Below are 13,839 nucleotides of genomic sequence, written 5' to 3'. Positions count from 1 at the left end.
TATTTTGCCCGATCTGCCTCTCAGAAACCATTGGAAAAATACCGCTTGTAAGCGCATGAATACCCAATATAGGTTTATGATAAACCATTGGCGGCCGTTTCGCAACCATTTTCAGGGCACAGGCGCACATTTTCTTCCCCCAAAATCTCCCTGAGTTCGTCAAGAAGCACATCGTTGACGCTTACCCAAAGCTTTTGGGGCGCAAGCGTAAGCTTGTGTTTGTCTTCAAAATAAACGTACAGCGGGAATGTGCCGTCAAACACGGCCATCACGTTCTCCGCGCGTCGGAACAGCTTGCTGGTCTGCGAAGGCACACGCAGAAACAGGCCATGCCGTTCGTTTTTCGTTGCTCCCACACCTGTGTCCTCCCCCGTTTGGTTCCGTACAAGCGGCTCGGCCCGATTGCACAGCAGCTTCGGCGGCTCGTCCTCGCGGATGCTGACCCGCCCGGACACAATAACGGCGCTGTCCGGCTCAAACAGCGGCCGGAACTGTTCCAGCACCCGGGGGAACACGATGAGTTCGATGGTCCCGCTGCCGTCGTCAAGCGTGCAAAAAGCCATTGTCTCATTGTTTTTGGTAATCTTGGTTTGTTTAGACTGCACAATGCCCGCCAGCGAAACGGACGTGCCATCCGCATCGTTCGATATGTGCTCCTCATGTTCCAGAATTGTACCGACCGACGGAAGCTTCAGCCTGCGGATGGCCGCGCGATACCGTTCCACAGGGTGTCCGGTGAGATAAAACCCGAGCACTTCTTTTTCATATGCCAAACGCTCACGGGGCGCAAATTCCTCTGCATCTTTCAAGTTTTCCTGTTTGTCCGTGGGAGCGGCGGGCGTGCCGAACAGGCTCACCTGCCCGGAAAGGTTGTTTTTGCGCGTGGTCTCTTCCTGTGCCAGCAGGGCTTCGTAGCCAAGCATCAGTTGGCGGCGTTTATAATGCAGGCTGTCGAACGCGCCGCATTTGATGAGACTTTCGAGCATCCGGCGGTTGAGATCATACGGTAGCGCCCGGCGGACAAAGTCACGGAAAGATGCGAACGGGCCGTTTTCCGCCCGCTCCCGCACCAGCGACCGGATAAACCCCCGCCCGAGGTTCTTGACCGCGTCCAGTCCAAATCGGATGTTATTTCCGCTGACGGTGAAACCGTTCATGCTTTCATTCACATCCGGCGGCAGAATGCCGATGTGCAGCCGCACGCATTCGTTGATGTATTCCGACACTTTCGCCGAGTTTTCCAGCACGCTGGTGAGCAGCGCCGCGAAATATTCCTTTGGATAATGGCATTTGAGATACGCTGTCTGGTAGGACACGAGCGCGTAGGCCGCGGCGTGAGACTTGTTGAACGCATAGGATGCAAAACTGCTCATCTCGTCAAAGATTGCGTTGGCAGTCGATTCGTCCACGCCGTTGCGCACCGCACCCACACACTCGAACGTACCGTCTTCCCGCCGCAGGCCGTGAATAAAGTGATCTCGCTCCTGCTGCATGACAGCCGCTTTTTTCTTGGCCATGGCGCGCCGCACCAAGTCGGCCCGCCCGTAGGAATAGCCGCCCAGTTTGCGCACAATCTCCATCACCTGCTCCTGGTAGACAATGCATCCGTAGGTGACATCGAGGATATCCTTCAGAAGCGGATGCCGGTAGGCGACCTTTTCAGGATGGTGGCGGTTCTCGATATAGCGTGGAATGGATTCCATCGGGCCGGGACGGAACAGGGAGATGACCGCGATGAGGTCTTCCATGTGCTCCGGGCCCAGTTCCATAATGGTGTGCCGCATGCCCGGCGATTCAAACTGGAACACCCCCTCGGTGTTCCCTGACCCGAGCATGTCGTAGACAGCATGGTCGTTCAGCGCAATCTGCTCGATGGAGAAATCCGGCACATACTGTTCGCGGATGCGGTTTTCCGCATAGCGGATGACGGTGAGCGTGCGCAGGCCCAGGAAATCCATCTTAAGTAGGCCCAGTTCTTCCAGCGTGGTCATGGTGAACTGGGTAACGATAGACTCGTCGTTTTTTTGCAGCGGCACATAGCTGTCTACCGGGTCGCGCGTGATGACCACGCCCGCCGCATGGGTGGAGGCGTGGCGGGGCATGCCCTCCAAGCCTTTGGCGGTGTCGAGCAGCCGACGCACGGTTTCATCGGCATCATACCGGGTACGCAGATCCTCGGAATGTTCCAGCGCTTTTGCGATGGTCATACCCAGCTCGGCCGGCACCATTTTGGCCGTGCGGTCTACCTCGGCATAGGGTACCCCCATCGCGCGGCCCACATCGCGGATAGCAGCGCGGGCCGCCATTGTGCCGAACGTGATGATCTGCGCCACATGGTCGGAGCCGTATTTCCGCACAACGTAATCAATGACCTCCTGCCGCCGCTCATAGCAAAAATCAATGTCAAAATCCGGCATGCTGATGCGCTCGGGATTCAGGAAGCGCTCAAACAGCAGGTGGTAGCGCATGGGGTCGATGCCCGTGATGCCGACGCAATACGCCACCAGACTGCCTGCCCCCGAACCGCGCCCCGGCCCCACCGGAATGCCGGCCTCTTTGGCATGACGGATGAAATCGTGGACAATGAGGTAATAGTCCACATATCCCATGCGCGTGATGACATCCAGTTCGTAATCCAGCCGTTCCTTCACGGTGTCATCCGGCTGCGGGCCGTATCTATCGGCCAGTCCACGCTCGGCCATGCCGCGCAGATAGGCACCGTGCTCCTGCCCGCCCGGCACCTCGAAATGCGGCAGGATGGTCTTGCCGAACGTGAACTCCACATTGCACCGCTTGGCAATGGCGACGGTATTGTCGCACGCTTCCGGCACCTGCGGGAACAGCGCGCGCATTTCCTCCTCAGACTTCATATAGAATTCATCCGTCGGAAATCCCACACCCGGTTCGTCCACCGTGCGGTTGGTCTGGATGCAGAGCAACATTTTCTGAAGATAAGCATCCTCTTTGCGCAGATAATGCGCGTCGTTGGTTGCCACCAGCGGCAGGCCGGACACGCGCGCGATTTCCAGCAGGCCCGCGTTCACCCGCTGCTGCTCGGGCATGCCGTGATCCTGCAATTCCAGATAAAAGTGATCCTCGCCAAACAACGCGGCATAGGCTTCCACCTTTGCGCGCGCGCCCGCCTCGTTGCCCGCCAGCAAGAGTTTCGGCACCTCGCCCGAGAGGCAGGCCGAAAGGGCGATGAGCCCCTCATGGTATTGGGTGAGCAGATCCCAATCCACCCGCGGTTTGCCGTAAAAGCCGTCAATGAACGCCTGCGAGACCAGCCGGATGAGGTTGCGGTAACCCTGCATGTTTTCGCAAAGCAGCACCAGGTGCCCATGCGATGCATCCGGGTGATACTGCTTGTCGTGCCGGGTGCGCGCCGCCGTATAGACCTCGCAGCCGATGATCGGCTTAACGCCCGCTTTGCGGGCGGCCTTGTAGAAATCCATGACGCCGTACATCACGCCGTGGTCGGTGATGGCCGCAGCCGCCTGCCCCAGCTCTTTGGCGCGTGCGGGAATGTCGCCGATGCGGCAGGCGCCGTCCAGCAGACTGTATTCGCTGTGCAGATGCAGATGAACAAAACCGGACATTGACCGTTCCTTCCGCCATGATATCCATAACCGCCGCGCAATGCGGTGCCTGAAGGCTCCACATCACCGGCGGCTGTTTCCTACCGATTGTTTGCGAATTCCACGATCTTCCGCAGCCGATGGTTGACTCCCGACCGGCTGAGCGGCTGTTCAAGCAGCGTACCCAGTTCCCGCAGTGACATATCCGGGTGTGCCAGCCGCAGGCGCGCCATTTCGCGCAGTTCCTCCGGCAACTGCTCATAGCCGTGCGTCTCCATCAGTTTTTTGATGGCCGCCACCTGTGCGGCCGCGGCGTTCACCGTCTTGTCGATATTGGCGGTCTCGCAGTTGGTCACGCGGTTGGCCTTGTTGCGCAGATCCTTATAGACCTTGATGTTCATCAGTTCCAACGACTGTCGGACAGCGCCCATATAGGTGAGGATATCCTCGATCTGCCCGCTATCCTTGAAATACACGATGAATTTTCCGCCGCGCCAGATATTTTTGGGTTCAAACCCCTGTTCCTCGAGCAGGCAGGTGAGGTCCTTGCCCAGATTGAGGTGGGACGTCACAAATTCGAGATGGTAATCTTTTTCAGGGTCCACCACCGAGCCACAGGAGAGAAACGCACCGCGCAGAAAATCGCGCACATTCTCCTCGGTTTCGATGTTGGCGCGGTTGATGCGCAAACTAACCGTATGCACGTCGTATCCGAAGGAAACAAACATCTCCACGGCTTTGGCCGGAGGCTGCACGGAAAGTTCCATATACGCCCTACCGTCTGCCCGCGCACGCATCTGCTGAACCGGATGCACGGAAAACAGCGCACCTAGCAACGAAGCGCAGCATTTCGCCACACATGCGTGCTCGGTACGCAGCGAGATCCCTTTTGGCCCGAAATGCCGCCCGAACAGCAGCAGACCATAGGCCTGCGCGCGCCGCCCGTTCTCATCCTGCGGAACCTGATCGCAAAGTTCCATTTTCACATCATGCGCGTAGGACAACCTTTTTCCACCCTGTATCTGCCATATTTCCATGCACGATCCGTTTAGTTTTTCTGGATATCGCGGTGGTTGACAGCAGCGCGTACACCCTTTTCCAATAGATGCCGGTAGAGCGCTTCCGCGATGGCCACCGAGCGATGCTTGCCGCCCGTGCATCCGATGGCGACGACAAGTTGGCTTTTGCCCTCCTCGATATAATGGGGCAGCAAAAAGTCAATCATATCGAACAGCTTGACCAGAAACTGGCAGGTCGCATCCGATGAAAAAACAAAATCCTTAACGGCTGCGTCCAGACCGGTCAGGTTCTTGAGCGTATCCACATAAAACGGATTAGGGAAACAGCGCACGTCGAACACCAGATCGCCCTCGGTCGCCGGGCCGTATTTGAAGCCGAACGACATGCAGTTGACTACCAGCCCCGTCTTCTTGTCGCCCAGGAAAAGGACGGTGAGCCGCTGCTTCAACTGAGCAGGTGAAAGGTTGCTGGTGTCGATGATATAATCCGCCCGTTCCCTCGCGGGGCGCAGGATCTCCCGCTCGGCTGAAAGTGCCTCCTGGATGGTGCTGCCCGGTTTGGAGAGCGGGTGCAGACGGCGGGTCTCCTTGAACCGTCGCATCAGCACCGCGTCGTCCGCGTCTAAGAACAGGATCTTATAATCCCCTCCTTGCTTGCGCAGTTCCTCCAGGTCGCTGAACAGGCTGTTGAACAACGTGCCGCCGCGCACATCGGTCACGATTGCCATGTTCTGAATTTTCCCGTTCGTCTGCAGACAAAGCTCCGCAAATTTCGGGATGAGCGCGGGCGGCATGTTATCCACGCAGTAAAACCCGATATCCTCCAGCGCATTGACGGCCCGCGATTTGCCTGCCCCCGAAACCCCCGTTACGATCACAATGGCCATTCGATTTTCCCCTCCTCCGTTTTACCGCTTACGTCTCCGCCAGTGGATTCAGTGCCCGCCGCCGATAATGCGGATCTCGCTTTCCAGTTTCACGCCTGTTTTCTGCAAAACAGCCGCCTGTATCTGCCGGATGAGCGCGACCACATCCGCGCAGGTCGCCCCCCCCATGTTGACGATAAACCCCGCATGCTTGTCGCTGACCGCCGCGCCACCGACACTGGTTCCTTTTAGGCCGCACTGGTCGATCAGTGTGCCCGCGAAATGCCCCGGCGGCCGTTTGAACACGCTTCCGGCGCTCGGGTATTCCAGCGGCTGTTTGGAAACCCGGCGGTCCATCAGTTCCTGCATTTTCCGGCCGATCTGCGCCTTGTCCCCCGGCACGAGCGCAAACCGCACGCCGGTAACGACTTTCCGGGAATTGGTATAAATGCTGTGCCGGTAGGAGAACGCATGCTCTCCGCGCATATACACGCCCTGTACCGCACCGTCCAAATACCAGGAGCGATCCACCACATCACGCATCTCGCCGCCGTAGGCGCCTGCGTTCATGTAGACCGCCCCGCCGGCTGTTCCGGGAATGCCATAGGCGAATTCCAGCCCGGCCAGGCCATGATCGCGTGCGAAAAGGCAAACATCTTCCAGTTTGACGCCCGCTCCGCAGCGTATACCGTTTCCATCCACCTGTAAAGCAGAAAGCCTTTCCAGCGAAACAACCGTTCCGTCAAAGCCATCGTCTGCGATCAGCAGGTTGCTGCCGTTTCCAAGCGGAAGCACCGGGATACCCAGTTTCGCACACAGGCCGACGATCGCTCCCAACACCTGCTCTTCATGTGGGCGGATAAACAGCCTCGCCGGACCGCCGATCTGAAACGTCGTATGCCGGCTCATCGGCTCGTTTTCCAATACATCCGCACCCTGTTCGGATGCAAAAGCCGCCAGTATCGAAAAATCCGTATCAGGCACCCCCCAATAGCCGGTATGTATGTGAATGCCTCACTCCGTGTAGAGGCTGCCGATCATCGCCGCACCAATGATGCCCGCGTCGTTGCCCAGCTTAGCCGTGCGCAGGGCTGTCTGCTTGTTTGCAAACTTGCTGTACCGTTCAGCGCGGATGATCTCCTCCAGCGGCTTAATAATGCCATCGCCTTCCTTGCAGATGCCGCCGCCGATGCAGAGCACATCCGGCTGGAAGATGTTGATGACATTGACCAGGCCCTGGCCGAGATCCCGCAGATAGGCATCCACCACACGGGTAGCGGTGTCGTCTCCCGCACGTTTGCCGTCAAATGCAGTCTTGCCGTTCACTTTGGAGAGGTCGTTTCCCACCAATGCCCACATCACGCTGCTTTTGTCTGCTTCCATGGCTTCCACCGTACTCTTGATCAGACCGGTGGCGGAAGAATAAGCCTCCCAGCAGCCGTGCCTGCCGCAGGTGCAGGGCCTGCCATCGACACGGATGACTACATGCCCGAATTCCCCGCCCGCATAGTTGATGCCGTGGTAAATCTGTCCGTCTATGATCACGCCGCTGCCCACGCCGGTGCCGAGCGTGATGACCACTGCGGAAGCACCGCCGTGTGCCGCGCCCGCGACATATTCGCCGTATGCGGCGGCATTGGCGTCGTTTTCGATGTAAACAGGCAGACCAAGCGCCTGACCGAGCATGTCGCGGATCGGCACATTCTCAAACCCAAGGTTATTGGCATATTCAATAATGCCGGTCTCCGCATTGGCCGTGCCGGGTGTACCAAGCCCCAACCAGCGTGCTTCTGAAAGCGCCAAACCCGCGCGTTCCACCAGGCTGCGCGTCAGGGCGGCAATATCATCCGCAATCGCCTGCGCGGAGCGCGGCAACGCGGTCGGGACACTGTCCTTCAAAATGAGTTTTTTCTCATCATCCACAAGGCCAATCGCAATGTTGGTGCCCCCAAGATCCACACCGATCTGATACATCAGCATTCACACTCCTTTAAAGGATCTCTCTTCCCCGTTTCTGATAGATCCAGCCTGCAAGGCTTTCCAGCGTGCGGTTGACAATCAGTTCTTTAGGAAACTGAATTTCTTCCAGCATGGACAGAGCTTCCTGCAAGTCGCCCAAAACAAAACAGCTGTGCGCGTCTGAATTCACCACAATCGGCGCCTCATATTTTTTGCAGAGCAGCGCAATCTCTCTGCAATTTTCTTTGGCGCCCTTACGACTGGAAAACGAGTGACTGTTAATCTCCACCAGCTTACCTCTGGCCTTGAACACCGGGATGACTTTTTCGTAATCGTACCGATAGCTTTCCGTACCGCTGTGACCGATCACATCCACATACGGGTTTTCGGCCACTTTGAGGTAAGACGTCGTATGCTGCTCAACCGTACCCGGCGGGCAGCAGGGATCATGGTAGGACGCAATGACCCAGTCCAGCTCTTTCTGATACCGTTCGCAGATATCAAGCGTCCCCTCGTAATCCATAATATTGGCTTCCACTCCATGCAGAACCCGCACACCTTCAATATAAGGCGGGAGGGTGCGCATGCTGCCAAAATGCCACTCGTGCGGGCCGTCCGGCAGAGCGGGGCCATGGTCGGTGACCGCAATGCCTTTGAGGCCACGTTTGGCCGCATACTGGGCCAGTTCCAGAAGCGTGCTGAACGCATGCGTGCTTGCGATCGTATGTGTGTGCGTGTCTGTTTCCAGCAAAACCTGAGAAGGGGTATCAGAATGCATCCCAATCGACTTCCTTTTTTGTATTCTCGTCTGTGCCGTGCTCCGTCATGCTGAGCCGCTCCAGAAGCTCCTGGGCGGCGTTGTAACCCATTTTTTTCTGTCGGTTGTTCATGGCGGCCACCTCAATGATGATGGCAAGGTTGCGGCCCGGTTTCACCGGAATGGTGAGAGAAGGGACTTTCACACCCAAAATCTCGGTTTTTTCATTGTCCATGCCCATGCGGTCATAGATTTTATTGCTGTTCCAGACCTCCAGATGGATGACCATATCCACCTTTTCGGTGATTTTCACCGAGCCCATACCAAAAATACGGCGTGCGTTCACGATCCCGATCCCGCGCAGTTCCACAAAATGACGGATATTCTCCGGAGACGTGCCCACGAGCGTTTTACTGCTCACCCGGCGGATCTCCACCGCGTCATCGGCGATCAGCCGGTGCCCGCGTTTCACCAGTTCAATGGCTGTTTCGCTTTTGCCCACGCCGCTTTCACCCAGCAACAGGATCCCCTCGCCGTAGACCTCAACAAGTACACCGTGGCGCGTGATGCGCGGCGCGAGCTGAACGTTCAGAAACGAAATCAGGCCGGACAAAAATCCGGATGTCGGCTCCGCCGTGCGCAGGACCGGAACGTGGTATTGCCTTGCGCTCTCGAGCATTTCCGGAAAAACATCCTTATTGCGGGAAATCACGACGGCAGGCGGGCGATATTCAAACAGCCGGCTGATGGCAACACGGCGTTTTTCCGGAACGAAATGCTGCAGGAACGTGATTTCGGTCAAACCAAAGATCTGGATGCGGTCTTTATCAAAATAATCAAAGAACCCACTCAGCTGCAGTCCCGGACGGTTGACGTCTGTCCGCGATATCAGAACGTTTTCAGGGTCTTCGGGCATATACAGGACTTCCAATGACAATTCATTGATGATTCTGGAAAGGGGGACTGTAAATTCCTTGTCCATAAACACACATCCTCTCTCGGCATGCCCGCGTATTTAACGACTTTTCTTTGCACAAACCGATTTGTTTTTTGTGCAACACGTCCAGAAAACGCAAAGCGAATGCCTGCTGATATCATATTCTCTATTATAATACGAATGGAGCCTTGTTTCAAAGGTTTTTTAGCCGGAAGACCTGTTTGTGAAAAAATCCATTTTCCTCTTGCCAAGCTTCTTTGTTTGTGTTATGATAGTATGCGCTGACTCTCCACAGCAAAAATTTATTATTTCAAATCCGGGTGTGGCGCAGTTGGTAGCGCGCTTGACTGGGGGTCAAGAGGCCGTGAGTTCAAGTCTCGCCACTCGGACCAATAAAAATCCTCGCAAATGGCTCAGAAAAGCCAAATGCGGGGATTTTTCATTTATATACGAAGCGCAGAATTCGGAAACAGAACTTCTGTTGGCGACCTGATGGAACACAGCCGATGCCCTGCATCTGAAACCGCTAAGATTGAGCCGCAGATACCCGGAAAATCGTTTTTACATCCGGGTCTTCTCCGCCTCTGCATCAGGCGGCTTCTTCCTGTCCGCTTTTATGACGGCAGCCAGTAGCAGTGCAGCACATAATAAATCGAAAAGGCAAGGCTGCCGGAAATGATAAATACGGCGACCCTGTGCAATGCCATGTCCATCCTGCCAAAAGTATAGGTGCGGTAGGCCCATTTGTTGGCCAGCAGCAGAAGGATCGGAAATGCGAACGGGATAAAATACCGCCCCTGCACCCCGATGATATTGAGCTGTCCCACCGTTCCGTTTCCGAGACTGGGCGTCCACACAATGTATTCCGCCGTTGCAACCAAAATATAGCACATCACCGAAACGAACGCCAGCATACGGCGGGAAAGAAACGTGCGGTTGATCACCACTTCCAGCATGGCGGAAACAATCAAAAGCACGACATAGAACAGGACGAACGGCAGTGGAAGAGGCGCATTGAGCCAGCCGAACAGACCGACAAACCCGGTCACCCAGTCCTGACGGTAACGATACAGGTTGTCAAGCAGCATGGCCGCATATTGGACCGGGTGGAACAGCACGAACTGCGCCTGCTCCCGGTATACATTGGCATAAGGGTCCGCCGCCATGCCAAGGGTGCTGATCTTATAGGCAAGCAGCCAGACGGTCAGGCAAACAGCGCTGGGAAGTGCAGTCGCCAACAGGATCTTGCGCTTGGGCTGGCTATGGAATTTTTCCCGGGGAATCAGAAAAATCAACAGTAGCAGCGGAAAATAGACATATTTCCCAAGCAGAATGCAAAACTGCAGTAGGATCAGAACAAAGAGCTGCCGCCCCTTGATCTCCGTCACGGTGGGATCATAGGCGCATTTAAGCACATAGGCTAAGTACAGCAGACAAAACGAATAGAGGAACACATCATAGCTGCAACTGGAGGCGATAAAAACCGCCATTGGCATCAGCATGAGGATGGTTAGTGTCCGCTTGAAAAAAGGCGTGATGCGGATGACAAGCGAAATGGCGCCGATATAAAACCCGAGATTTGCCATTCTGGCGAAAAGCAGCTGCAAATAGATGTTGTAATGCGCGCTCATGCGAAACAAACCAAACAAAGCCTCGCCCAGAACAATCCCCAGTGCCTGTGGAATATACAGGAAAAATGAAAGATATGGGTAGGGATAATCCACCACAGCGGAAGGCATCTGCGGCGAGGCGGCCGCCGTGAAAAGCCCGGCAACCGTCTGGAACGACACGTGGCTACCCGGTGCCGAAGTGGACGCGTTCCAGGTGCGCAGAAACAGCGGCAGATCGGGGGTAACAGTTCCCACGGCCTTTTGGGATGCATCCACCATCGGAAAAAGCTGCCCGTGCGCAAGCAAAAACGCCCGTGTGAAATGGTTGGTCTCATCGGGTGCGGACATAGGCGGAATGAGAAATACAAACAACAGGCCGAACACCAGCGCCAGCCAGGCAAACAATCGTTCATACCGGACGGACGCCTGTGGTGAAACATATTGCTCCCGTTTCCCAAAAAAACGCCCGTCCAGCCGGTAAATCTGTTGCTCCAATTCCTCTTGAAAAGCCGCTATCCCCAGAATAACACCGGCCGCAGCAATCATGACGGGCGGAACCGTAAAAGCGGCGCGTTCGCCCCCCAAAAAACGGTATTCGATCCAATGGATATTGCAGACAGCCACCTCGACCACGGCAAGAACGGCCGCCCACGCCAACACCCGCTTGCATTTTTTCTTCGTAACAGGACAACCTCCCTGTTTTGGCAATTTCCCCGCTTTTTCGGGCAAAAGGAAACGCACCGAATCAAACCTGCGCCGCACCGGGACATCTGCCCTACAGTTTACCTCCGCGCGCGCATAAATTCTTACATTACGGAAAAACGTTTTGTAAACAGACGATGAACAGGCATCGAATCCGGCGGAACAAGCCCTTTCATGAATGAGGCTTTCTCCCCGGACCGGACGCGATTACTTCCGAATCATACGGCAGAGGTCCGCAAAGAATAGAAACCGGTATCGTTCACAACACGTTCAACGAATTTTCATTTTCCTCTCATTGAGAAACCTTATCATAACCAATAAGAAAGCGGGTGATTTTTTATGTTGCATGTCTTTGCAGTCCTGATGGTCGCGCTGATTTATTCCGGTGAGATCGCAGTAGGATGGTCGAATGCCGCATCGCAGAATATGCCATGGAACCAACCGGTCAAACCCACGCCGTGATATATGCGCCTCATCCGCCGGCAAGACGTCGGCAGACGAGGCGTATATTGTGTAGGCTCTTAATCAAAAAGCGCTTCCATATCCAGACGCTTCTGCACGACGTCTCTGCAAAAGTCCGGGCTGTGCGAAACGAAGATTACCGCGCCCTCGAACGCAGCGATGGCTCGTTCCAGTTGCGCAATGGCCTTGACATCCAGATGATTGGTCGGCTCATCCAAAACCAGCAGATTGCAGGGGCGCAGTACCAGTTTGCAGAGCTTCACTTTGGCCTGCTCACCGCCGCTCAGGCTGGAAAGCTTTTGCAGCACATGCTCCGCGCGCAGGCCACACTGGGCCAGCTTGGCGCGTATCTCCCGGTCGCGCAGCGTGGGAAACGCATCCTTCACCTCTTCCAGCGCGGTGCGTTCCGGATTCTCCCAGTGGTGTTCCTGCTCGTAGTAACCCATAACGGTGTCCTCGTCTGTACGCAGCACGCCACCCAGTTTCGGAATGATCCCACAGATCGTTTTCAAAAAGGTGGATTTGCCGATGCCGTTGAACCCGCTGACACAGACTTTCTCACCCGCACGGACCTGCAGGTCGATCTTCGGCAGCAACTGCTCGTGATAGCCGACCTCCAGCCCGCGGATCTTGACCAGCACTTTGGGCGATACGCTACGGTACTGGAACTGGAAGGTCGGCTCCGGGTCGTTCTGCGGCTTTTCCAGCTTGTCCATTTTGTTCAACTGCTTGCGGCGGCTCTGCGCCATGGCTGTAGTGGACGCCCGCGCCAGGTTGCGGCTGATATAATCTTCCAGCTTGGCGATCTCTTTTTGCTGGCGGTGATAAGTGCGCGCATATTCCTCCGCGCGCTGCTCTTTCTGCCGCACAAAGCTCTCATAGGTGCCGTTGTACCGCGTGACGGCATAGTTCTGGATATCGCAGATGCAGTTGACCACCCGGTTGAGAAACGTGAAATCGTGCGAAACCAAAATAAAGGAGCCTTTGAACGCCGCCAGATATTTTGCCAGCCACTCGATATGCGCATGGTCTAGAAAGTTGGTCGGCTCGTCCAGCAACAGCACGTCCGGCGTTTGCAGCAGCAGCTTGGCCAGCATGACTTTGGCGCGCTGCCCACCGCTGAGCCGCCCCACCGGCGTGTCCAGCCCAAATGCCTTGATACCCAGACCCGCCGCCACCTTCTCCACCTCGCTGTCGATGGCGTAAAAATTGCCGCTGTCCAGCACATCCTGCGCCTCGCCCATCCGGGTGAGCAGTTCCTGCAAACGCATCTCGTCCTTGCAGCCGGCGATTTCATCATTCAGTTTGGAAATCGCGTCGGCGGCATCATACAAATATTGAAATGCCGTCTTTAGATAGGCGCCCACCGAATCGGCGCCTTTGATCTGTGCCTGCTGGTCGAGATAGCCCACCCGTATTTTGGGGTTCCAGGCGATGCGCCCGCCGTCCGGTATGGTGGTGCCCGCCAGCATCGTCAGCAGCGTGCTCTTACCCGCGCCGTTATAGCCGGTCAGGCCCATTTTGTCTCCTCGAAACAGAGAAAGCCCCGTATCTTTAAAAACAACCTTGTCCCCAAACGTATGGGACAGGTTGGTCACTTCCAATAAACTCACAGTCCGTCTCTCCTTTGCGATGCGGCTTTACGCCGCTCCTCTGTTGTTTGCATAACGGCCGCGCCGGAAAACTGCGCCCCGGCCATGTTTTTCCGTCAGGAAACAACAAAAAACACCGCACAGGCCGGACAACCTCTTGCGGTGCAAAAAGCCTCCTGCCATCGGGTGGTTTTGCGGTCAAACAGGCCAAAAGGGCGCACTTCTCCCCTTTAATGCCGCTTGTTCGCAGTAAACCAAGGCCCGGATGACAAAAAGCATTCTCCTTTATAGATCATTTTTTGGCCGGATGTGACACGACCCGGTCAAAACCGTTTTTATTATAAAATGCGTGTCAGC

The 13,839-nt window shown here is 55.8% G+C and carries 10 protein-coding genes and 1 tRNA gene; 2 read left to right on the top strand and 9 right to left on the bottom strand.

What is annotated here, in order from left to right:
* Positions 1-74: 74 nt before the first annotated feature.
* The 7 genes from ETHHA_RS06800 to hprK all read right to left on the bottom strand — a co-directional run bounded on the left by ETHHA_RS06800 (position 75) and on the right by hprK (position 9,161).
* Entirely contained in the window at positions 75-3,599 is a 3,525-nt protein-coding gene (locus ETHHA_RS06800; RefSeq protein ID WP_013485240.1) for a DNA polymerase III subunit alpha, read from the bottom strand.
* Between the two features lie 80 nt (positions 3,600-3,679).
* On the bottom strand, positions 3,680-4,582 hold the full coding sequence (whiA, locus tag ETHHA_RS06795) for a DNA-binding protein WhiA (RefSeq protein ID WP_041687315.1): 903 nt from the start codon (positions 4,580-4,582) through the stop codon (positions 3,680-3,682).
* Between the two features lie 44 nt (positions 4,583-4,626).
* A complete protein-coding gene (gene rapZ / locus ETHHA_RS06790; protein WP_013485238.1) occupies positions 4,627-5,484 on the bottom strand; it encodes an RNase adapter RapZ in 858 nt (285 codons plus the stop codon).
* 48 nt (positions 5,485-5,532) lie between these two features.
* Positions 5,533-6,447 carry a UDP-N-acetylmuramate dehydrogenase gene (murB, locus tag ETHHA_RS06785; RefSeq protein ID WP_013485237.1) on the bottom strand — a complete coding sequence of 305 codons (915 nt, stop codon included), beginning with the start codon at positions 6,445-6,447 and terminating at the stop codon, positions 5,533-5,535.
* 30 nt (positions 6,448-6,477) lie between these two features.
* The gene (locus ETHHA_RS06780) at positions 6,478-7,443 is read right to left on the bottom strand and encodes an ROK family protein (protein WP_013485236.1); all 966 of its coding nucleotides are present in this window, start codon (positions 7,441-7,443) and stop codon (positions 6,478-6,480) included.
* Positions 7,444-7,453: 10 nt separating this feature from the next.
* Positions 7,454-8,200, bottom strand: a complete 747-nt coding sequence (locus ETHHA_RS06775) for a phosphatase (protein ID WP_013485235.1) — start codon at positions 8,198-8,200, stop codon at positions 7,454-7,456.
* Complete coding sequence (gene hprK, locus ETHHA_RS06770; RefSeq protein WP_013485234.1) at positions 8,190-9,161, bottom strand: HPr(Ser) kinase/phosphatase; 972 nt, start codon at positions 9,159-9,161, stop codon at positions 8,190-8,192. Before hprK ends, ETHHA_RS06775 begins: the two co-directional genes overlap by 11 nt.
* A 271-nt stretch (positions 9,162-9,432) precedes the next feature.
* On the opposite strand from hprK, the gene ETHHA_RS06765 reads away from it, so the two are divergent.
* A tRNA-Pro gene (locus ETHHA_RS06765) sits at positions 9,433-9,508 on the top strand.
* Positions 9,509-9,730: 222 nt separating this feature from the next.
* Here ETHHA_RS06765 and ETHHA_RS06760 read toward each other — a convergent pair.
* A complete protein-coding gene (locus ETHHA_RS06760) occupies positions 9,731-11,434 on the bottom strand; it encodes a DUF2142 domain-containing protein (RefSeq protein WP_137143868.1) in 1,704 nt (567 codons plus the stop codon).
* Positions 11,435-11,767: 333 nt separating this feature from the next.
* On the opposite strand from ETHHA_RS06760, the gene ETHHA_RS16210 reads away from it, so the two are divergent.
* Positions 11,768-11,890, top strand: a complete 123-nt coding sequence (locus tag ETHHA_RS16210) for a hypothetical protein (RefSeq protein ID WP_278244196.1) — start codon at positions 11,768-11,770, stop codon at positions 11,888-11,890.
* A 59-nt stretch (positions 11,891-11,949) separates the two neighbouring features.
* Here ETHHA_RS16210 and ETHHA_RS06755 read toward each other — a convergent pair whose 3' ends face one another.
* Positions 11,950-13,503, bottom strand: a complete 1,554-nt coding sequence (locus ETHHA_RS06755; protein ID WP_013485232.1) for an ABC-F family ATP-binding cassette domain-containing protein — start codon at positions 13,501-13,503, stop codon at positions 11,950-11,952.
* Positions 13,504-13,839: the final 336 nt, after the last annotated feature.

Origin of the sequence: Ethanoligenens harbinense YUAN-3, from assembly GCF_000178115.2 — a bacterium.
Lineage (GTDB): Bacteria > Bacillota > Clostridia > Oscillospirales > Ethanoligenentaceae > Ethanoligenens > Ethanoligenens harbinense.
Note: the sequence above shows the minus strand (reverse complement) of the source record. Positions and strands in the feature narration are given on the sequence as shown.